This is a genomic window from Pectobacterium aroidearum (genome assembly GCF_041228105.1).
Lineage (GTDB): Bacteria > Pseudomonadota > Gammaproteobacteria > Enterobacterales > Enterobacteriaceae > Pectobacterium > Pectobacterium aroidearum.
On the sequence record NZ_CP166097.1, the window covers coordinates 2,247,129 to 2,267,847 of the forward strand.

Annotated in this window: 18 protein-coding genes; 15 read left to right on the forward strand and 3 right to left on the reverse strand. The window is 52.7% G+C overall.

Annotated features, from left to right (window positions below; genetic code table 11):
- The first annotated feature begins 110 nt into the window (after window positions 1-110).
- Window positions 111-2,783: an aconitate hydratase AcnA gene (gene acnA / locus AB8809_RS10410; RefSeq protein ID WP_349856046.1), complete on the forward strand. Its 2,673-nt coding sequence runs from the start codon at window positions 111-113 to the stop codon at window positions 2,781-2,783.
- A 212-nt stretch (window positions 2,784-2,995) separates the two neighbouring features.
- Window positions 2,996-4,627 carry an ABC transporter substrate-binding protein gene (locus AB8809_RS10415; RefSeq protein WP_320704089.1) on the forward strand — a complete coding sequence of 544 codons (1,632 nt, stop codon included), beginning with the start codon at window positions 2,996-2,998 and terminating at the stop codon, window positions 4,625-4,627.
- Between the two features lie 72 nt (window positions 4,628-4,699).
- Here AB8809_RS10415 and ribA read toward each other — a convergent pair whose 3' ends face one another.
- Window positions 4,700-5,293 carry a GTP cyclohydrolase II gene (gene ribA / locus AB8809_RS10420; protein ID WP_107167579.1) on the reverse strand — a complete coding sequence of 198 codons (594 nt, stop codon included), beginning with the start codon at window positions 5,291-5,293 and terminating at the stop codon, window positions 4,700-4,702.
- A gap of 272 nt (window positions 5,294-5,565) precedes the next feature.
- Between ribA and pgpB the strand changes: the two genes are divergently transcribed.
- From pgpB to AB8809_RS10465, 9 genes are all read left to right on the forward strand, one after another.
- The gene (gene pgpB / locus AB8809_RS10425) at window positions 5,566-6,342 is read left to right on the forward strand and encodes a phosphatidylglycerophosphatase B (protein WP_320704091.1); all 777 of its coding nucleotides are present in this window, start codon (window positions 5,566-5,568) and stop codon (window positions 6,340-6,342) included.
- Between the two features lie 263 nt (window positions 6,343-6,605).
- Window positions 6,606-7,547, forward strand: a complete 942-nt coding sequence (locus AB8809_RS10430) for a D-ribose ABC transporter substrate-binding protein (RefSeq protein WP_349856045.1) — start codon at window positions 6,606-6,608, stop codon at window positions 7,545-7,547.
- A 44-nt stretch (window positions 7,548-7,591) separates the two neighbouring features.
- On the forward strand, window positions 7,592-8,224 hold the full coding sequence (locus AB8809_RS10435; protein WP_349856044.1) for a DUF2291 domain-containing protein: 633 nt from the start codon (window positions 7,592-7,594) through the stop codon (window positions 8,222-8,224).
- A gap of 77 nt (window positions 8,225-8,301) precedes the next feature.
- Window positions 8,302-9,777, forward strand: coding sequence for a sugar ABC transporter ATP-binding protein (locus AB8809_RS10440; protein WP_349856263.1), 1,476 nt, complete (start codon window positions 8,302-8,304; stop codon window positions 9,775-9,777).
- Window position 9,778: 1 nt separating this feature from the next.
- Window positions 9,779-10,876 (forward strand): ABC transporter permease, encoded by a 1,098-nt coding sequence (locus AB8809_RS10445; RefSeq protein ID WP_349856043.1) that lies wholly within the window; start codon window positions 9,779-9,781, stop codon window positions 10,874-10,876.
- 151 nt (window positions 10,877-11,027) lie between these two features.
- Window positions 11,028-11,858, forward strand: a complete 831-nt coding sequence (locus tag AB8809_RS10450) for a transketolase (protein ID WP_349856042.1) — start codon at window positions 11,028-11,030, stop codon at window positions 11,856-11,858.
- Window positions 11,851-12,795, forward strand: a complete 945-nt coding sequence (locus tag AB8809_RS10455) for a transketolase C-terminal domain-containing protein (protein WP_349856041.1) — start codon at window positions 11,851-11,853, stop codon at window positions 12,793-12,795. Before AB8809_RS10450 ends, AB8809_RS10455 begins: the two co-directional genes overlap by 8 nt.
- A 2-nt stretch (window positions 12,796-12,797) precedes the next feature.
- Complete coding sequence (locus tag AB8809_RS10460) at window positions 12,798-14,288, forward strand: FGGY-family carbohydrate kinase (protein ID WP_349856262.1); 1,491 nt, start codon at window positions 12,798-12,800, stop codon at window positions 14,286-14,288.
- 98 nt (window positions 14,289-14,386) lie between these two features.
- Complete coding sequence (locus AB8809_RS10465) at window positions 14,387-15,385, forward strand: sugar phosphate isomerase/epimerase family protein (RefSeq protein ID WP_320704103.1); 999 nt, start codon at window positions 14,387-14,389, stop codon at window positions 15,383-15,385.
- A gap of 88 nt (window positions 15,386-15,473) precedes the next feature.
- Here the strand turns inward: AB8809_RS10465 and AB8809_RS10470 are convergent, their stop codons facing one another.
- Window positions 15,474-16,418, reverse strand: coding sequence for a sugar-binding transcriptional regulator (locus AB8809_RS10470; RefSeq protein ID WP_320704105.1), 945 nt, complete (start codon window positions 16,416-16,418; stop codon window positions 15,474-15,476).
- A 251-nt stretch (window positions 16,419-16,669) separates the two neighbouring features.
- On the opposite strand from AB8809_RS10470, the gene AB8809_RS10475 reads away from it, so the two are divergent.
- Window positions 16,670-16,975 carry a LapA family protein gene (locus AB8809_RS10475; protein ID WP_194430329.1) on the forward strand — a complete coding sequence of 102 codons (306 nt, stop codon included), beginning with the start codon at window positions 16,670-16,672 and terminating at the stop codon, window positions 16,973-16,975.
- Between the two features lie 12 nt (window positions 16,976-16,987).
- Window positions 16,988-18,157 (forward strand): lipopolysaccharide assembly protein LapB, encoded by a 1,170-nt coding sequence (gene lapB, locus AB8809_RS10480; RefSeq protein ID WP_300992113.1) that lies wholly within the window; start codon window positions 16,988-16,990, stop codon window positions 18,155-18,157.
- Window positions 18,158-18,238: 81 nt separating this feature from the next.
- On the opposite strand, the gene AB8809_RS10485 is transcribed toward lapB, so the two are convergent.
- Window positions 18,239-19,282, reverse strand: coding sequence for a zinc-dependent alcohol dehydrogenase family protein (locus AB8809_RS10485; RefSeq protein WP_349856040.1), 1,044 nt, complete (start codon window positions 19,280-19,282; stop codon window positions 18,239-18,241).
- A gap of 328 nt (window positions 19,283-19,610) precedes the next feature.
- Here AB8809_RS10485 and pyrF point away from each other — a divergent pair, with 328 nt between their 5' ends.
- Both pyrF and yciH read left to right on the forward strand, forming a co-directional pair.
- On the forward strand, window positions 19,611-20,354 hold the full coding sequence (gene pyrF / locus AB8809_RS10490; RefSeq protein WP_349856039.1) for an orotidine-5'-phosphate decarboxylase: 744 nt from the start codon (window positions 19,611-19,613) through the stop codon (window positions 20,352-20,354).
- A complete protein-coding gene (gene yciH / locus AB8809_RS10495; RefSeq protein ID WP_181828727.1) occupies window positions 20,351-20,686 on the forward strand; it encodes a stress response translation initiation inhibitor YciH in 336 nt (111 codons plus the stop codon). The genes pyrF and yciH overlap by 4 nt, the downstream gene beginning before the upstream one ends.
- The last annotated feature ends 33 nt before the right edge of the window (window positions 20,687-20,719 follow it).

Here is a 20,719-nt window from a genome sequence, read left to right on the forward strand (position 1 = left end):
AACGTTATTTTTTGTTTGTGTTATCTTTAAATAAGACCGCAAGCTCAGGCTGGTTATTCATTAATCGCCCGATGCAGAATAACGAATAGCAAGTTAATTTGGGAGGAAGCATGTCATCACACCTTCGCGACACTTGTCTGGACACACTGACGGTACAACAGCAGATTTACCATTACTACAGCCTGCCAAAGGCGGCGAAAACGCTCGGCAACATCGATAAATTGCCGAAATCACTCAAAGTGCTGCTGGAGAATTTACTACGCCATCAGGACGGCGACACAGTAGAGCAGGACGATCTTCAGGCCGTCGTGGACTGGCTGAAGACAGGCCATGTTGACCGGGAAATCGCTTATCGTCCCGCGCGTGTATTAATGCAGGATTTTACCGGCGTGCCCGCCGTGGTCGATCTGGCGGCGATGCGAGCGGCGGTGAAACGGCTAGGCGGCGATGTGAATAAGGTTAACCCGCTGTCGCCGGTCGATCTGGTTATCGACCACTCGGTGACGGTTGACCACTTCGGCGATCGTCAGGCGCTGACGGATAACACACAGTTGGAAATGGCGCGTAACCGTGAACGTTATGAATTTCTGCGCTGGGGGCAAAATGCCTTTAGCCACTTTAGCGTTGTGCCGCCGGGAACCGGAATTTGCCATCAGGTGAATCTGGAGTATCTGGCTAAGGCCATCTGGTATGAAAAGCAGGGCGGCAAACAGTTTGCCTATCCCGATACGCTGGTGGGAACCGATTCACACACCACGATGATTAACGGTTTGGGCGTGCTCGGCTGGGGCGTCGGCGGGATAGAGGCCGAAGCGGCGATGCTGGGGCAGCCTGTTTCGATGCTGATCCCTGATGTGGTTGGCGTCAAGCTAAGCGGCAAGATGCGCGAAGGGATCACGGCAACCGATCTGGTCCTGACGGTCACGCAGATGTTGCGTAAACACGGCGTGGTCGGCAAGTTTGTGGAGTTTTACGGTGATGGACTGGATTCGCTGCCGCTGGCGGATCGTGCAACCATCGCCAACATGGCACCGGAATACGGTGCGACCTGTGGCTTCTTTCCTATCGACCAAATCACGCTGGACTACATGCGGTTGACCAACCGTGCGGAAGAACAGATTGCGCTGGTGGAAGCTTACAGTAAGCAGCAAGGGCTGTGGCGTAATACCGGGGATGAACCGGTATTTACCAGCCAGCTCGCGCTGGATTTGGCGACGGTGGAAACCAGTCTGGCGGGGCCGAAACGTCCGCAAGATCGTGTGCCTTTAGCGGGGGTACCGGAGGCTTTCAAAGCCAGTCGGGAGCTGGATGTCAGCACGGTGAAGAACCGTTCTGACTATGAAGAATTCACGCTGGAAGGCGAAACGCACCGTTTACAGCAGGGGGCTGTCGTGATTGCTGCGATCACCTCCTGTACCAATACTTCGAATCCGAGCGTGCTGATGACGGCCGGGCTGTTGGCAAAAAACGCCGTAGAACGCGGCCTGAAAACCAAGCCGTGGGTGAAAACCTCGCTGGCGCCCGGTTCACGGGTCGTAACCGATTACTATGCCAAAGCGGGATTAACGACGTACCTTGATGCGTTGGGATTCAACCTGGTGGGTTACGGCTGTACTACCTGTATCGGTAACTCCGGGCCGCTGCCGGATGCGATTGAAGCCGCGATAAAAGCCGGCGATCTGACGGTTGGCGCGGTGCTGTCAGGCAACCGTAACTTTGAAGGCCGTATTCATCCGCTGGTGAAGACGAACTGGCTGGCGTCACCGCCACTGGTCGTCGCGTATGCGCTGGCGGGGAATATGAACGTCGATCTGACGCAAGAACCATTGGGGGAAGATCGTGACGGGAAAGCCGTCTACCTGAAAGATATCTGGCCGTCGACCAAAGCGGTGGCAGACGCGGTATTGAACGTCAGCGCGGGTATGTTCCATAAACAGTATGCGGCGGTGTTTGAAGGAACACAGGAGTGGCAGGACATTGAGGTCGATGACAATCCCACCTATCAATGGCCGGAAGAGTCGACTTATATTCGCCAGACGCCTTTCTTCCTGGATATGGGGAAAGAACCTGAACCGGTTCAGGATATCCACAAGGCGCGTATTCTGGCGATGCTGGGGGATTCGGTTACCACCGACCATATCTCACCGGCAGGCAATATCAAACGCGATAGTCCGGCTGGGAAATATTTGCTGGAGCGCGGCGTCGAAACTGCGGAGTTCAACTCTTACGGTTCACGACGCGGTAACCATGAAGTGATGATGCGCGGGACATTCGCCAATATCCGTATCCGTAATGAGATGGTGCCGGGTAAAGAGGGTGGCTATACCCGCCACATCCCGTCGCAGAATGAGATGACGATCTATGACGCGGCGATGCGCTACAAGGACGACAATGTCCCGCTGGCGCTGTTTGCGGGGAAAGAATACGGTTCAGGCTCTAGCCGCGACTGGGCAGCGAAAGGCCCGCGTTTGCTGGGGGTTCGCGTGGTGATTGCCGAATCGTTCGAGCGTATTCACCGCTCCAACCTGATCGGGATGGGGATTCTACCGCTGGAATTTCCTGAAGGGGTGACGCGTAAGACGCTACAGCTCACCGGAGACGAGCAGATTTCGATTACGGGATTAAATCAGCTAACACCGGGTGCTACGGTTGAGGTCAACATCACGGATGCCAGCGGTAACACGCAGGCAATCAGCACCCGCTGCCGCATCGACACCCGTAACGAACTGACCTACTACCAGAACGACGGTATCCTACATTACGTTATCCGCAATATGCTGTAACGCCACTCCCGTTTAGTCCTGTCGCGCTGGTGCACTTTTTCCTCTGCACCGGCGCACGTTTTCCCACATTAAATGCTCGAATCCTCAGGTGAATTGTGGTTAGGTTGTAGTGACGCTAACTACATGGGGAATAAGTAAAAACTATTGCCCAGCCATGCCCCGAATACAGCGTGAATGCTGCTAAGAATGACGGGGATATAACAGGAGGTTACATGAATGAGTTGATCAAAAAACGTTTCAAACACTCGCTGCTGTTTCTCACGCTGTGTACGGCGGGGGCGACATCGGCTTTTGCAGCTCAGGTTCCTGCCGGCGCGGTGCTGGCGGATAAGCAAGAGTTAGTGCGCGGCAATGGTTCTGAGCCTGCCTCGTTGGATCCGCACAAGGTGGAAAGCGATGTAGAAGGCCACATTATCAATGATTTCTTCGATAATCTGGTGCGTGTCGGTGATGATGGTGTTATCCAGCCGCGACTGGCTGAGCGCTGGGATAATAAAGACAACACGGTGTGGACGTTCCACCTGCGGCCTGATGCCAAATGGTCCGATGGTTCACCGATTACCGCTGACGATGTGGTTTACAGCTGGCGACGCCTTGGCGATCCGAAAACGCTGTCACCTTACGGCAGCTATGTCGCTAGCATGTACGTGAAGAATGCGGCGGATATTATGGCGGGTAAGAAAGCGCCAGACACCTTGGGTATCAAGGCACTGGATAGTCATACCGTTGAAGTTACGCTGGAGCATCCACTTTCGTATTTTCTGGAAATGTCGGCTTACCATGTACTGGTGCCATTACCGAAAGCGGTGATTGAAAAACATCCAGAAAACTGGACGCAGGTCGGTAATTTTGTCAGCAGCGGTCCCTACACGCTGAGCGAGTGGGTGGTTAACGAACGCATTGTCGGCAAGCGCAATAGCCAGTATTGGGATAACGCGCATACGGTGATTAACAAAGTGACGTACCTGCCGATCAGCTCGCAAGCGGCGGAATTAAATCGTTATAAATCGGGCGAAATTGACATTACGGGGCTTTTATCACCGATTCAGTTCGCATCACTGAAAAAAGAATACCCGCAGGAAGTGAAGGTGGCACCGCAGATCGGTACCTACTTCTATCGCTTCAATACGAAAAAGGCTCCTTTTGACGATCCTCGTGTCCGTCGTGCTCTGGACCTCAGCTTAGATAAAGACATCATCGCAAATAATGTATTGGGGATGGGACAGACGCCTGCTTACAGTTTGATTCCTAAAAATATCGGGGGCTTCCAGCGTAAGGATCCTCTATGGGCAAGTTGGACACAGCAACAGCGCAATGACGAAGCGAAAAAACTGTTGAAAGAGGCCGGATTCGATGAAAAACATCCGCTGAAATTCAACCTGCTTTACAACACCTCTGAATCACATTTACGTGTGGCGATCGCCGCGAGTTCAATGTGGAAGAAAAATCTTGGTTCAGAAGTGACGCTGCAAAATCAGGAATGGAAAACCATGCTGGATACCGTACGTACGGGGGATTTTGAAGTGGTCAGACAATCCTGGACAGGGGATTACAATGAAGCCAGTACGTTCCTGAATACGTTGGAAACCAATGACAGTAACAACAACGGTAAATTCAGTAATGCCCAGTATGATGCGTTGCTGAAAAAGGCGCTGACGGTCAAGGATAAGCAGGAGAAAGAGGCTATTTATCAACAGGCTTCGGATATTTTAGATAACACTATTCCATTGTTGCCTATCTACTATTATGTTCAGCCACAGATGGTTAAGACGTATGTTGGTGGTTTTTCGCCGAATGTGCGCGGCGATTATTACACGCAAGATATGTACATCCTAAAGCACTAATCTCAATAAAACAGCCGGTGAGAAACCGGCTGTTGTCATTTAAAGAAACGATTCTGACGCGAAGCGGGATCGTTATTTCATATCCAGCATGTGCCCCATTTTGGCAGCTTTGGTTGCCAGATAGTTCTCATTCTTCGGGTTGCGTCCGACGATTAATGGCACGCGTTCGACGATATTGATCCCGGCTTCGTTGAGGATTTTCACTTTCTGCGGATTATTGGTCAGCAGGCGAACTTCATCAACACCCAACAGTTTGAACATGTCGGCGCACAGCGTGAAATCACGCTCATCGGCGGCAAACCCAAGCTGATGATTGGCCTCTACCGTATCAGCGCCCAGATCCTGCAACGCATAGGCACGGATTTTATTCAGTAACCCGATATTTCGGCCTTCCTGGCGGTGGTATAACAGCACGCCGCGACCTTCTTCGGCGATATGGCCCAATGCGGCCTCAAGCTGGAAACCACAGTCACAGCGCAGACTAAATAATGCATCCCCTGTCAGACATTCGGAATGCACACGGGCAAGTACGGGAACTGAACCGGAAATATCACCATAAACCAAAGCGAGGTGATCGTGACCTGTGGCGATCTCTTCGAAACCGACCATCAGGAAATCGCCCCACGGGGTGGGTAACTTGGCTTCCGCCACCCGTTTTAGTTGCATACTTTCCTCCAAAAATGCTGTATCCAAAAAGCTGTGTCCAAAAAAATGCTGAGACGAATCCTACTGCGACCCATCGCGCTTGACCAGCAAAAAAGCCTGTCTAAGAACATCACAAAAATTGAATTATAACGTGACCAGACTGCCATCTGGTTTCAGGTTCGTTGACAGAACTGAGCGCTATTTTACGCCATACTGACAGTTCGTGTCGGATTTTCTGATAGAATTGTGAAAGTTTTGTTGCAAAGCATCATGCTGAATTATGGGAAGAAATTATGTACGAAATTGCCAAGCGAACAACCATTGGTGCCGCACTATTACTGATTATGCCAATGATTATCTGGATGAGCGGTTGGCAGTGGCAACCGGAGTATAACGGGCTCTGGTTACGCGTACTCTTCTGGATTACAGAAACGGTGACGTCGCCGTGGGGCATTCTGACCAGCATTGTGCTGAGTCTCTGGTTTCTCTGGTGCCTGCGTTTTCGTCTGAAGCCAGCGCTCGGTCTGTTGGTCATCATGGCGATTACCGTACTGATTGGACAGGGTATCAAATCGGCGATTAAAGAATGGGTGCAGGAATCTCGGCCCTATGTGGTCTGGCTGGAACAAAACCATCAGGTGGACGACAGCTATTTCTATTCACTCCCGCGTAAGGAACGTTCGGAACTGGTGAAAACGCAGTTGCAGGACCAAACGCAGATTCCACAATGGCTGCGCAACCATTGGCAGTTTGAAACTGGATTTGCTTTTCCCTCCGGGCACACCATGTTTGCCGCAACCTGGGCGCTGTTGGGCGTTGGGCTACTGTGGGCGCGCCGACATTATAAAACGGTGGTGATCCTGATGCTCTGGGCCAACGGGGTCATGGGGAGTCGCCTGGTGCTCGGCATGCATTGGCCGCAGGATTTGGTGGTGGCGACGTTAATTAGCTGGCTGCTGGTGGTGGTAGCTAGTTGGCTGGCACAGCGCTGGTGCGGGCCACTCTCGCTCCAGTATGAAGAAATCAAAGAACAGGCGGAGGAGGATGCCGCCGACAATAAATCCTCATAGCACTCGAATTATCGTTCCTGTAGTCAGTCGTACCCCATAGATAATCCCCTGTAGCGCGTATCCTGCGGATGGCATCAGTCATCCGCTTTTTTCTCTCCTGTTTCTTCTCCGTTTTCACCATTATCGCCTCGCACAAAATGTAAACAATTTGTGAGCTGCCTCGCTATTCCTGTTTTTGCTGTTGGACAATTTTTCGGTTGGTTGTAAAACTTCATTTGAATGTTAATTCAATATTGAATATATATTCAAACAGGAGAATAACAATGAAACCTTACCGTCTGAAATCCTCTCTGCTGGCTATCATGTTTTCCTTCTCTGCCGGTGCGTTCGCCGCAGATAACGGGTTGATTGCCATTATTACCCCTTCACACGACAACCCATTCTTTAAAGCGGAAGCCGAAGGCGCCAGAACCAAAGCGATCGAACTGGGTTACACCACGCTGGTGGCATCGCATGACGATGATGTCAGCAAACAAAACCAGCTGATTGAGACCGCGATTGCCCGCAAAGCAAAGGCCATCATTCTGGATAATGCAGGCGCAGATTCCACCATTGGCCCGCTGAAAAAAGCGAAAGCCGCCGGTATTCCCGCTTTCCTGATCGATCGTGAAATCAATGAAACTGGCGTGGCCGTGGCGCAGATCGTTTCCAATAACTATCAGGGTGCGCAGCTCGGTGCGGAGAAATTTGTCGAGCTGATGGGGCAGAAAGGCAAATACGTCGAGCTGATTGGCCGCGAGTCAGACACCAATGCACACGTCCGTTCGCAGGGCTACCACGATGTGATCGATCAATATAGCGACATGAAGCGCGTCGCCAGACAAACGGCGAACTGGAGCCAGACGGAAGCCTTTACTCGCATGGAAGCCATCTTGCAGGCAAATCCGGATATTACCGGTGTGATTTCCGGCAACGACACGATGGCGTTGGGGGCGGAAGCGGCGCTGAAAGCTGCAGGGCGTCACGACGTGATTGTGGTGGGTTTTGACGGCAGCGACTACGTGCGCGACTCCATCATCAATAAAGGCAATATCAAAGCCACGGTGCTACAACCCGGCTGGCAGCAGGCGCAAATGGCGGTCGAACAGGCGGATTACTACCTGAAAAACGGCAAAGCGCAGCATGAAGAGAAACAGCTGATGGACTGCATTCTGATCGATGAATCTAATGCGACCAAACTCAACACCTTTGCGTTGAAACCGTAATTAAGGCGACAGGAGCGTCAGCTCCTGCTGATAAAGGAGTCGTTATGCTGTTCGATGAACGATACCGTGCCTGCTGGGTTGGGATCGGTGCCTTGCTGCTGTCGGCCTGTACGGTGGTCGATCTGGATGAAAACGGTAAACCGATCATTCCGGTCGATCCAGCCTCCACACCGGGCTATAGCACCATGACGCCAGAGAATATTGCGACGGCGCTGTGGCAGCCAACGTTGCTCCCAGCTGCGCAGCAGCAGGCGTTGTCCTGGGATGAAGTGAAGCAAGCGCAGGCGGCACTGGAGGATTCAGCGCGTAAAGCCGTCTATGCACGGCTTCATGGCACGGTCCGCGGGATTGATCGGGAAAGTCGCGAAGGGAAATTGATGCTTGATGTGCAAGGTGACGCTGTCACGCTTCAACTTGGGCCGATCGTCAAAGGTAATGCCATTCGTGATGCGGCTGGGTTTATCCGCTTTGAGGATTTCAAAAATCAGGTGCAGTTCGCCCAACTGGCGCGTGCGCTGAATAACAAAGCGATCTCGTCGTTGCCGGCGCTGGAGGCAGGCGTGCAGGGTAAACCTGTCAATGTTCTGGCTGCACTGGTGATAACGAAACAGAGCATCAGCGATGCGGTACCGATGACGTTAAACCTGACCGAAACGAGCGGTGGAGGAGCGCAATAATGGAAAAACCAGACGCTTCTCTGCAATCAAACGCGGTGAGCCGCCCCGAAATAGTGATGGCGACCCGTGGCATTACCATGCTGTTTCCCGGCACCAAAGCGCTGGATAACGTCGACTACAACGTGTATCGCGGCAAGGTCAACGTGATTATTGGTGAAAACGGGGCGGGTAAATCGACGTTGATGAAGATTCTGGCCGGCGTGCAGCAGCCGACATCCGGGCAAATTCTGTTGAATGGCGAAGCGGTACGCATCGCGGATACGCGTGATGCGGCGGCAAAAGGTATCGGCATGGTGCATCAGGAACTTAACCTGTCCGAGAACCTGAGCGTGGCGGAGAACATCTTTCTGGGACGGGAGTTGCAAAAGGGCGTTGCACCTATTGATTATCAGGAGCAGGAGCGGATTGCGGCGGAGCTGATGGCGCGTCTCGATCAGGCTATTTCACCGCGCACCGAAGTCGCCAGCCTGAAAGTCGGCCAGCAGCAGTTGGTGGAAATCGCCAAGGCGCTGGCGGATCAAGCCGACATTCTGATTCTGGACGAACCTACCTCCGCGCTGAGCAAAACGGAGGTCGAGATTCTGTTTCGCGTGATCCGCGAACTGACTCGTCAGAATGTTTCCATTATCTACATTTCACACCGACTGGAAGAGTTGATGGCGATTGGTGACTACATCACCATCCTGCGCGACGGGTGTTTTCAGGCGGAGGCGGCCGTCAGCGACATCGACGTGCCGTGGATCGTGCGGGAAATGCTCGGCGGTGACCCTGTCACCAGTTTTTTGCACCCAGGCAGAACGTTTGGTGCGCCCGTGCTGGAAGCGGAGCACCTTACCTGCCTCAATGATGCCGGGCATCAGGTGGTCAATGATGTCTCGCTGATGGTGCGTGAAGGGGAAATTGTCGGCATTTACGGACTGATGGGGGCGGGACGCACCGAACTGTTCGAGTGTCTGCTGGGTATTCAGAATGACTATCTGGGCAGGATTTATCTCGATAGCAAACCGGTTAATTCACGGCTTTCTACCGCGCAGCGCATTCGTATGGGCATGAGTCTGGTGCCGGAAGATCGTAAAAAAACCGGCATCTTTCCGCTGTCATCGGTGGCCTCCAATCTCACTATCGCCAGCCTGTGGCGACGGCTGAAATACGGTATGGCGATCTTCCAGAGGCAGGAACAGGAGGTGGTTGCCAGTACGATTGGGCAACTGGCGATCAAAGTCTCTTCGCCCGAGGTCGAAATTCAGGCGCTCAGCGGCGGCAATCAGCAAAAAGTGGTGATTGGTCGTTCGTTGCTCACCAGCCCCAAGGTGTTGCTGCTGGACGAGCCGACGCGGGGCATCGATGTCGGAGCCAAAGCCGACGTATTTGAAATGATGGTCGGGCTGTCCGAACAGGGCATCGGCGTGCTGTTTTCCACCTCGGATCTGAAAGAGATTATGGCAGTATCGGACCGTATTTTGGTGATGTCGAATGGCAAGCTGACGGCGAATATCGTACGTCAGTCTGCCAGCGAGTCGGCATTGGTTTCGGCAAGTGCACAAGGGTTCTGACATGAAAACGACTCACCTTACGGCGGCGTCAGGCGCGCTATCGCCGGGTAAGTTTGTACGCTCACGGGAGAGCATCCTGCTATTGATTCTCAGGCTGCGCACGTTCATCGCGCTATTCCTGATTCTGGGGTTCTTTTCCTTCACGGTGCCAGGGTTTTTAGCCACAGGCAGCCTGATCATCATGGTGAAGCACATTGCCATCAATGCGTTTCTGGCGTTGGGGATTACGTTTGTCATCATTACCGCCGGAATTGATCTGTCAATCGGCGCCACGCTGGGGCTGTGCGGCATGGTGGCGGGTTACATGATTACCCAGGGAATTGTGCTGCCGATGTTCGGCGTCGCGATTTTCCCCAGCGTGTGGGTCATCGTACCCGTTGTGTTGCTGATCGGTGCGCTCATCGGTGCCATCAACGGCTGGATCATCACGCGGTATAACGTTGCGCCCTTTATCTGCACGCTTGGGACGATGTACATCGTGCGTGGGGCATCGATGCTGATTTCCGGTGGGGAAACGTTTCCCGGCTTAGGTGGTAACCCGCAGTTGGGCAATACCGGTTTTGAGCTGATTGGCTCTGGCACGATTCTGGGATTACCGTTGGCGATCTGGTTGATGCTGGTGCTGGCCGTGGTGATTGCCTATGTAGCGCGCTGTCTGCCGTTCGGCCGGCATGTCTATGCGATTGGCGACAACGAACGTGCCGCTGAGCTCTCCGGCGTTAAAGTGCGTCAGGTCAAAGTCTGGGTCTACACCATTTCCGGTTTCTGCGCGGCTATTGCGGGTATCGTGGTGTCGTCTCAACTGGTCGCCAGCCACCCGGCAACGGGCACGGCCTTTGAAATGAACGCGATCGCTGCTGTGGTGCTTGGCGGAACGTCGCTGGCAGGCGGACGTGGCACGATTCTGGGCACGCTGATTGGCGCGTTTGTTATCGGGATTCTTGCCGACGGACTGGTGATGATGGGCGTGAGTGAATTCTGGCAGATGGTGATTAAAGGTATCGTTATTATCGTAGCGGTCATTATCGACCAGATGCAAAACCGTATGCAGCACAAGGCCGCCATTGTGTCACAGAAGGCCGCAGCGGAAGGGACATGAAGAAACACCGTGAGGTGTAGGTAGCAAGGGGCGTTGAGTCGCGGTGGGAATGATATCGGTAGGTATATCGAGGCCCGATTTGAACGCAATTTTTTTTGATTTGTTATGAATAAATATTCGTTTTTGAGTAAAAATTCAAGCGAGGTGAGGTATGAATCCGTACTCCTTGTCGGTGGAGGCGCTGACGCAAAAAGCTCGCGCCATTCGTCGCCGCATTATTCATCTGAATGCCAATAGCCCGGCTGGCGGGCACACGGGGGCTGACCTGTCACAGGTTGAGATGCTGACGGCACTGTATTTTCGCATTCTGAACTGTGCGCCGGATCGGCTACAGGATCCACTGCGAGATATCTACATCCAGTCAAAAGGTCATGCGGTCGGCGGCTATTACTGCTGTCTGGCCGAAGCGGGCTACTTCCCGGAATCGTGGCTGACCACCTACCAGCACCCTGATTCGCATTTGCCGGGGCATCCGGTCAAACACAAAACGCCGGGGATTGAACTGAACACTGGTGCGTTGGGGCATGGGTTGCCGGTTGCCGTTGGTATCGCGCTGGCGGCGAAGCGCGATAACAGCCCGCGTCGGGTGTTTGTCTTGACGGGGGATGGTGAGCTGGCAGAAGGCAGCAACTGGGAAGCGGCACTGGCGGCGGCGCATTACCAACTGGATAACCTGGTCATCATCAACGACAAGAACAAGCTACAGCTAGCGGGGCCGACGCGTTCCATCATGAACACCGATCCGCTGGCGGAGAAGTGGCAAGCCTTTGGCTTACAGGTCACGGAGTGTGCGGGTAATGACATGCGCTCGGTGGTGGAAACGCTGGAGAATCTGCCGCGTAACGGCAAGCCGAATGTGGTGATTGCAAATACGGAAAAAGGCGCTGGCGTATCGTTTATTCAAGGGCGGGCTGAGTGGCATCACCGCGTGCCGAAAGGCGAGGAAATTGCACTGGCGTTGGAGGAATTAAAAGATGAGTAACGCAGAGCATTTGGCAACCGTCATGGTCGAGCAGTTCATCAAGGCCGTCGAACAGGGGATTGATGTCGTCCCGGTGTTGGCGGATTCAAGCTCAACGGCGAAGATTTCGCCTTTCATACAGCGTTTCCCTGACCGCATCGTCAACGTGGGCATTGCCGAACAAACGATGGTGGGCACGGCGGTGGGGTTGTCCATCGGCGGCAAGATTGCCGTGACCTGTAACGCGGCGCCGTTTTTGATCTCCCGTGCGAATGAGCAGCTCAAAGTTGACGTCTGTTACAACAACAGCAATGTCAAGCTATTCGGGTTGAATGCTGGCTGTAGTTACGGCCCGCTCGCCAGCACGCACCACAGTATTGATGACATCGCGGTGCTGAGAGGGTTTGGCAATATTGAGATCTACGCGCCGTCCAGCCCGGAAGAGTGCCGCCAGATTATCGATTATGCGTTTGAACATCAGGGGCCTGTCTACATCCGTCTTGATGGTAAACCGCTGCCTGCCTTGCATGATGATCAATATCGTTTTGTTCCAGGGCAGATCGATGTGCTGCGCAAAGGCCACGATATCGCACTGGTTGGGCTAGGGTCGACCGTGCATGAAATTGTGACGGCAGCTGAATTATTAGCAGAAAAAGGACTTGCCGCTACGGTGGTCAATCTTTCCTCTATCCGCCCGTGCAATACTCAGCAATTGCTTGAAATTCTGAGTGAAACACCTCGAATCATCACAGTAGAAGAACACAACGTCAACGGCGGTGCAGGCAGCCTGGTAGCGGAAGTGCTGGCGGAAGCGGGCAGCGGAATTCCTCTTGTGCGGTTGGGGATTCCCGATGGTCAATACGCGATTGCCGCCGATCGGAGCGCGATGCGGGCGCATCACGGTCTGGACGCGACGGGCATTGTCAACGCAGCACTGCGTCTTTGTCCGGGAGGCTGATGATGTTTACGCCGGTTATTTTGGCAATCGATGAAGGGACGACCAACGCCAAGGCGATTGCCGTCGATGAGCAGGGACGTATTCTGGCTAAAGCGGCAGTCGCTTTGCAGGTGACGCATCCGCAACCGGGCAGAGCCGAGCAGGACGCGATGGCGATCTGGCGTGCGGTTTGTCAGGCGGCAGAAGCCTGTCTGTCGTCACTACACCGGGTTCAGGTGGTGGGCGTGGCGATCAGTAACCAGCGTGAGTCGGTGCTGATTTGGGAGCGGCGCACCGGAAGGCTGCTGACGCCGCTGGTCAGTTGGCAAGATCGTCGTGCCGAGAAATTTTGTCAGGCATTGCAGGGCAGTGCGGAAGCGCGCCTCATCGAATCCCGAACCGGGCTACAAGTCGATCCGCTTTTTCCCGCCGCCAAGCTGCATGCCATGCTGGCAGAACTGCCGGATGGCGTCGCCCGCGCGATGCAAGGGGAATTGTGCATCGGAACAGTGGATTGCTGGCTTAACTGGCAGTTTAGCGGTGGACGAGCGTATTCCACCGACTACTCCAACGCGGCGAGAACCCAACTGTTCAATATTCACCGCGGCTGCTGGGATGAAGATTTGCTGGCACTGTTCGGTATTCCCAGCGTGTGCTTACCTGCCGTCACGCCGTCCTCGGCGCTGCATGGTCACACGGGCGTGACGGGCATCAGCGGGCTTGCTGCTGGCGTGCCAATTGTGGCGCTGATTGGCGATTCTCATGCAGCGCTGTACGGGCAGGGCATCACCCAAAGCGGTGAAATCAAGGCGACATACGGCACGGGTTCGTCGTTGATGACCACCATCAATACGCCGCATCAGCATGCTGCGGGGCTTAGTACCACGATTGCCTGGCACGATGGCGAATTACGCTACGCGCTGGAAGGCAACATTACCCACACCGGTTCGGGATTTGCCTGGATTGGTCAGATGCTGGGCATTCCTTCTGTTACGCAACTTACTGAGCTGGCGCTTAGCGTCGAGTCTACTCAGGGCGTCTTTTTTGTTCCGGCCTTATCCGGGCTGGGCGCGCCCTATTGGGATGTGCAAGCACGCGGCCTGCTGTGTGGTTTATGCGATGCCACCACGCCTGCCATCATCGCTCGTGCGGGGTTGGAATCCATCGCATATCAGATTGCCGATGTCTTTTTCGCTATGGAACAGGCGTCGCAGGCCGCATTACCCGCGCTGCGCGTGGACGGCGGCGCGACGCAAAACCGCTGGCTGATGCAGTTTCAGGCTGACCTCTTGCAGCGCCCGTTGATTCGCAACCATAACGCGGAAGTGTCTGCGCTGGGCGCGGCGTATCTGGGCGGAAAGATACTGGGATGGTGGGAACACAACGAACAGATTGCCGCTTTGCCCAGAGAAGTGGAGGTCATCGAGCCCTCGGCGGCCAGCCACGCCATTCTGGAGGGGTATCAACAGTGGCGCACGGCAGTGGCGCGTGCGCGTCTACGGCCTCAATCATGATTATTTTTAACAGTAAGCATTTTTAGTAGTAAGAACCTATCCGATACGCAAGAAAAATAAGCAGCTCAATATCTTTACAAATCAATGAGGTGACTTTTATGGCAACGTATACCTACCCTGAATTTGGTGCCGGTTTGTGGCATTTTGCGAATTATATCGACCGCTACGCGGTGGACGGCTACGGGCCAGCACTGAGTACGATCGATCAGATCAAAGCGGCCAAAGAGGTCGGCGAGCTTTCCTACGTCGATTTGCCTTATCCCTTCACGCCGGGCGTAACGCTCAGCGAAGTGAAGGATGCGCTGAAGGAGGCAGGGTTGAAGGCGATTGGCATCACGCCGGAAATTTATCTGCAAAAGTGGTCGCGCGGTGCCTTTACCAACCCCGATCCGGCTGCGCGAGCGGCAGCATTTGAATTAATGCATGAATCTGCTGGCATTGTGCGTGAATTGGGTGCGAATTACGTTAAAGTCTGGCCAGGTCAGGATGGCTGGGATTATCCATTCCAGGTCAGCCATAAAAATTTGTGGAAGCTGGCGGTTGACGGAATGCGCGATCTGGCAGGGGCGAACCCGGATGTAAAATTCGCTATCGAGTACAAGCCACGTGAACCGCGTGTGAAAATGACCTGGGATTCTGCTGCAAGGACGCTGCTGGGGATTGAAGACATTGGACTGGATAACGTCGGCGTGCTGCTGGACTTTGGGCATGCGCTGTATGGCGGCGAATCGCCAGCTGACTCGGCCCAGTTGATTATCGATCGTGGTCGGCTGTTCGGCATGGATGTGAATGACAACCTGCGCGGCTGGGATGACGATCTGGTGGTCGGCACCGTGCATATGACCGAGATCTTCGAGTTTTTCTACGTGCTGAAAATCAATAACTGGCAGGGCGTCTGGCAGCTCGATCAATTCCCGTTCCGTGAGAACCACGTTGAGGCGGCGAAGCTGTCCATTCGTTTCCTGAAGCACATTTATCGCGCGCTAGACAAGCTGGATATCCCGGCGCTTCAGGCGGCGCAGGAAGCGCAAAATCCGTTACTGGCGCAACGAATTGTGCAGGATGCGTTGCTGTCATCCATTAACGTTAACGAGTAATTTCGTCACGTTTCGTCAGGCGCGGAGCAGGGGGAAATCATCCTGCGCCTGACGTTACCGTTTTACTCACCATAAGGTGATTAGCGTGTTAGATCAATGTCTCGGCGGTGAGTCGATCGGTAATCAACACATCAACATAGTGGCCAGTTAATGCGCCGCGAATCGCGGCACTTTTCTCAATGCCGCCCGCTAGCGCGACCACGCGCGGACACTGGCGCAACTGCGGCAGCGCCATACCAATCACCGGATCTTCATCGTCCTGCAACACTGGTTCGCCTTCGGCATTGTAGTAATGCAGACACAAATCGCCCACGGCACCGCGTTCAGCCAGCTGTTGCAGCATCGCTTCGTGATAGTAGTTACCGGAATTTTTCAGCAATTGCGACGGTTCCAGCACGCCAATACCCACAAGAGCCAGACTCACCTCGCTAAATTTATCGACCACGCTGGAAACTTCATCGCTGGTCACCAAACGAGCGCGATCCTCTACCGAGCGTTCGATGCTTTGTGCAGGTAAGAGGTAAGCGGGGCAACTGAGCTGATTGGCTAAGGTTTGTGTCAGGATCGTCGCTTGCACGTTACCGTTCGGCCCCACGCCACCTAACAGTTGGATGACGCCTTGAGCCTTGACGCTTTGCGGATGCAGACTATCCACCATTGCTCGCAGCGTGCTGCTCCAGGATGAAATACCAACCAGGTCGTCAGGCCGGATACTGGTCTGGACATAGTGCGCGGCCGCAGAGCCAATCGCCTGCTTGATTTGCGTCAACGTGGCGTTATCGGCGACATCTACCACGATAGCCTGATCGATGCCGTAGCGCTTCTGAATTGCTGCTTCCAGCCCCATGAACATGTTCGGGGGTTGAATTACGCTGATTTTGACCACACCTTCTTTAACACAGCGCGTGATGGCGCGGGAGACAAAAGACTGTGACAAATGGAGTGAGGCGGCAATTTCTGCTTGTTTCATCCCTTCGCTATAATAGAGCGTAGCGATCTTGACCAATAATCGCTGTTCGTCCTGCTTTGACATGACTTTTCCCCTTGCTGGCATGCTGTTGTCATTTTTATTCAGCACAGAATAAATAACAAGCGTAGACGGTGGTGGAGCAGGGTTCTTGTTTTTGACTTTTGTACAGTGGAAGCGTGGTGATAAGTGCGGCGACAAAAAATCGAGCTGACGCCGTGATTTCCCTGTCTGCGCTGGACATGGTAATTTAATGGGGTTTGTCGCCAAAATTTGGCATAATTCATCCGGTTAATGGATATCACAGGAAGGACAATGTGAAATATTTGCTGATTTTTTTACTCGTGCTGGCGATATTCATCATTTCTGTCACACTGGGTGCGCACAACGATCAGGTTGTGACATTTAACTACCTGCTGGCACAGGGGGATTACCGTATCTCCACGCTGCTTGCGACGCTGTTTGCCCTGGGCTTTGTCCTTGGCTGGGTCATTTGTGGTCTGTTTTATCTGCGTCAGCGCATTGCGCTTGGCCGTGCACAACGTAAAATCAAGCGTCTGGAACAACAGCTTTCTACCTCTACCGAGGAGAACGTGACGCCAGTGCAGACGGTCACCCACTAAGGAATTCTCTCTATGTTAGAACTGCTGTTTCTGTTGCTGCCCGTGGCCGCCGCGTACGGCTGGTACATGGGTCGCAGAAGTGCGCAGCAGGACAAAGAGCAGGAATCTAACCGCCTGTCCCGTGAGTATGTCACCGGGGTTAACTTTCTGTTGTCCAATCAGCAGGATAAGGCGGTTGAACTGTTCCTCGACATGCTCAAGGATGACAGCAACACCTTTGAAGCCCACCTCACGCTCGGTAACCTGTTCCGTTCGCGCGGCGAAGTTGACCGTGCGATTCGTATCCATCAGGCGCTAACCGAAAGCGCATCGCTCACCTTTGAACAACGTTTGTTGGCGGTACAACAACTGGGTCGTGACTACATGGCTGCGGGGTTGTACGACCGCGCCGAAGAAAGTTTCAACCAGTTGGTGGATGAAGAAGATTTCCGGCGCAGCGCCTTGCAACAGCTCTTGCAGATTTATCAGGCGACCAGCGACTGGCCGGCGGCGATTGATGCTGCGGAGAAATTGGTCAAGATGGGAAAAGATCAGCTCCGCGTGGACATTGCCCATTTTTATTGCGAATTGGCGCTGCTGGCGATGGGCAGTGACGATCTGGATAAAGCGTTAACGCTCCTGAAGAAAGGCGCGGCGGCGGATAATCAATGCGCCCGTGCGTCTATCATGATGGGGCGCATCTACATGGCACAGCAGGATTATTCGCGTGCCGTGGAAGCGCTGAGACAGGTTCTCGATCAGGATAAAGAGCTGGTTAGCGAAACGCTGCCGATGCTCCAGGAGTGCTATCAGCATTTAGATAAGCCCTTGGATTGGGCGAATTTTCTCAAACGCTGTGTAGAAGAAAATACCGGTGCGACGGCGGAATTGATGCTGGCCGACATCCTCGAAAGAGAAGAGGGTGCAGAGGTTGCACAGGCTTATATTAACCGTCAGCTTCAACGTCACCCGACAATGCGCGTGTTCCATCGTCTGATGGATTTTCACCTGCATGAAGCAGAAGACGGACGAACAAAAGAAAATCTTCAGGGGTTGCGCGACATGGTGGGCGAACAGATTCGCACCAAACCCCGCTACAGTTGCCGCAAATGTGGCTTCACGTCGCAATCACTCTATTGGCAATGTCCTTCTTGCCGCACCTGGGCCAGCATAAAGCCGATCCGTGGGCTCGACGGCCAGTAACCATCCGTTAGCGCCACTTTCAGACAATAGTATTGTTTTTTAATCGTATAGATTTCATCATTCACCACCAAATGGTTATCTTTATTTACTTAATATTATTTTGATGGCTTTTTCTTTGGCGGCATTTCCAAAGACCTGATATGCCTTTTCAATTTCGTCCAGTTTAAAATGGTGAGATATTAACTTTTTGGGATCTATTTTTCCTGAAGAAATACTTTCCATTAGCATTGGTGTGCTATGAGTGCATACAAAACCAGTCGTTATCTGTATGTTACTCCCCCATAGTTTATCCATGTGTAAATCTACTTTTTTACCATGAACGCCTATATTAGCGATTCTTCCACCTTTGGCTATTATTTCTTGGCACATTTCAAACGTTTCTGATATGCCAACACATTCAATAGCGACATCAACACCGTATCCATCAGTTAGTTCTTTACATATGGATGCATAATCATCTGATTGGGGATTTATTGTATGAGTTGCCCCAAGCTGTTTTGCCATTTCTAATCTGGATTTGTCCATATCAATCATAATTATTTTGGCTGGAGAATAGAATTGAGATGTGATGAGTACAGATAGTCCAACTGGACCAGCACCAATAATTGCAATTTTTTGACCTGGTTTAACTTCGCCTGCCAGGACTCCAACTTCAAACCCTGTCGGCAGGATATCGCTTAACATCAGTGCTGACTCTTCATCTACGTTTTCTGGTACTTTAATCAACGAATTATCTGCATGCGGAATCCGAGTATATTCAGCTTGAGTACCGTTGACAGAGTTACCTAAAACCCATCCACCATCTTTGGACTCACAGTGGCAATATAGGCCTTTTTTACAATGGTGACATTTGCCACAATATGAAATTGCAGAAATAACAACTTTATCACCTTTTTTGAATTGAGTTACCGCATCTCCAATTTCTTCTACAATCCCTATACCTTCGTGTCCCAATACTCTACCACTGGGTACGTACGGCATATCTCCTTTCAATATATGTAAGTCTGAGCCACAAATAGTGGTTTTTATTATTTTTACTAAAGCGTCAGTATTTTCTTCTAGTGTTGCATCCTTCACTTCTTTCCATGAAATTTTTCCATTGCCATCATATACTGCTGCTTTCATTTTTTAGCCTCGTGAATTCGTTAAATAAACCATAAGGTTATTTAACTTTAGCATGTCTATTCCTGGTGGCGAATAAAGAACCATTTTTTATCTCTTTCCCTGATTTTTTTGTGAGGCCTTATCCAACCGCTTCCATCATTGACCTTCAAACCCTGATGTCAGGTGAATATCATTTAATGTAGATTAGTTACAACATACTAATGGCTATCAATGATTTCTGTTCCAGACAGCCTCTTTAACGGCATTGGTCTACAGGCGGCTGGGATTTCAGGGGCGGGGCATGTAGAATGCGGCGGGAATTTTGGCTTCGCAAGAGACTGGGTGACGAATGAAAAACGAGAATCTACAGCAAAAGCATCAAACGGTATCATCCCCGATTGTGGTCGCGCTGGACTATGCCAGTCAGCAGGCGGCGCTGTCGTTTGTTGACCGTATCGATCCGCAGGATTGCCGTTTGAAGGTAGGCAAAGAGATGTTTACCTTGTTCGGCCCGCAGTTCGTGCAGACGTTACAACAGCGCGGCTTTGATGTGTTTCTCGATCTGAAATTCCACGATATTCCAAACACCGTCGCTCACGCCGTTGCGGCAGCGGCCGATCTTGGCGTGTGGATGGTGAATGTCCATGCCAGCGGTGGTTCGCGCATGATGGCGGCCGCGAAAGAGGCGTTGGTGGCGTTTGGTAACGATGCGCCGCTGCTGATTGCTGTGACGGTGTTAACCAGCATGGATGAAGACGATCTGCGCGGGCTTGGCATTACCGTCAGCCCGGCTGAGCAGGCGGAAAGGTTGGCTGTGTTAACGTATAACAGCGGGCTGGATGGCGTGGTGTGTTCCGCACATGAAGCCCTGCGATTGAAGCAGGTATGCGGTCAGGCATTTAAGTTGGTCACGCCGGGTATTCGTCCTGCGGGTAGCGACGTTGGCGATCAGCGCCGCATCATGACGCCGGTGCAGGCGCAGCAGGCGGGAGTGGATTACATGGTTATTGGACGTCCGATCACCCAATCTGCGGATCCGGCACAGACGCTGCGCGAGATTCGCGCTTCACTGTTAAACGGTGCGTCATCATGAACATGCGTCGTGATGAAAATAGCCAACTGGTTTACTCCACGGAAACCGGGCGTATTAAGCCGGAAGAAGAAAAGGCGGTTCGACCAAAAGGCGATGGGATTGTGCGCATCCAGCGTCAGACGAGTGGACGTAAAGGAAAGGGCGTATGCCTAATTAGCGGCCTCGATCTTGACGATGTTGCTTTGGATAAGCTGGCGGCTGAATTGAAGAAAAAATGTGGCTGTGGCGGTTCAGTGAAAGATGGTGTGATCGAAATTCAGGGAGATAAACGCGATCTGCTAAAACAGCTTCTGGAAGCGAAAGGAATGAAGGTTAAGCTGGCCGGTGGCTAAAGTATATAAAGATAAAAGCAGCAGGCATACTCC

Bases quoted from the DNA above. Each gene is read 5' to 3' on its own strand.
- acnA (WP_349856046.1), top strand. From the start codon at position 111: ATGTCATCACACCTTCGCGACACTTGTCTGGACACACTGACGGTACAA.
- AB8809_RS10415 (WP_320704089.1), top strand. From the start codon at position 2,996: ATGAATGAGTTGATCAAAAAACGTTTCAAACACTCGCTGCTGTTTCTC.
- ribA (WP_107167579.1), bottom strand. From the start codon at position 5,293: ATGCAACTAAAACGGGTGGCGGAAGCCAAGTTACCCACCCCGTGGGGC.
- pgpB (WP_320704091.1), top strand. From the start codon at position 5,566: ATGTACGAAATTGCCAAGCGAACAACCATTGGTGCCGCACTATTACTG.
- AB8809_RS10430 (WP_349856045.1), top strand. From the start codon at position 6,606: ATGAAACCTTACCGTCTGAAATCCTCTCTGCTGGCTATCATGTTTTCC.
- AB8809_RS10435 (WP_349856044.1), top strand. From the start codon at position 7,592: ATGCTGTTCGATGAACGATACCGTGCCTGCTGGGTTGGGATCGGTGCC.
- AB8809_RS10440 (WP_349856263.1), top strand. From the start codon at position 8,302: ATGCTGTTTCCCGGCACCAAAGCGCTGGATAACGTCGACTACAACGTG.
- AB8809_RS10445 (WP_349856043.1), top strand. From the start codon at position 9,779: ATGAAAACGACTCACCTTACGGCGGCGTCAGGCGCGCTATCGCCGGGT.
- AB8809_RS10450 (WP_349856042.1), top strand. From the start codon at position 11,028: ATGAATCCGTACTCCTTGTCGGTGGAGGCGCTGACGCAAAAAGCTCGC.
- AB8809_RS10455 (WP_349856041.1), top strand. From the start codon at position 11,851: ATGAGTAACGCAGAGCATTTGGCAACCGTCATGGTCGAGCAGTTCATC.
- AB8809_RS10460 (WP_349856262.1), top strand. From the start codon at position 12,798: ATGTTTACGCCGGTTATTTTGGCAATCGATGAAGGGACGACCAACGCC.
- AB8809_RS10465 (WP_320704103.1), top strand. From the start codon at position 14,387: ATGGCAACGTATACCTACCCTGAATTTGGTGCCGGTTTGTGGCATTTT.
- AB8809_RS10470 (WP_320704105.1), bottom strand. From the start codon at position 16,418: ATGTCAAAGCAGGACGAACAGCGATTATTGGTCAAGATCGCTACGCTC.
- lapB (WP_300992113.1), top strand. From the start codon at position 16,988: ATGTTAGAACTGCTGTTTCTGTTGCTGCCCGTGGCCGCCGCGTACGGC.
- AB8809_RS10485 (WP_349856040.1), bottom strand. From the start codon at position 19,282: ATGAAAGCAGCAGTATATGATGGCAATGGAAAAATTTCATGGAAAGAA.
- pyrF (WP_349856039.1), top strand. From the start codon at position 19,611: ATGAAAAACGAGAATCTACAGCAAAAGCATCAAACGGTATCATCCCCG.
- yciH (WP_181828727.1), top strand. From the start codon at position 20,351: ATGAACATGCGTCGTGATGAAAATAGCCAACTGGTTTACTCCACGGAA.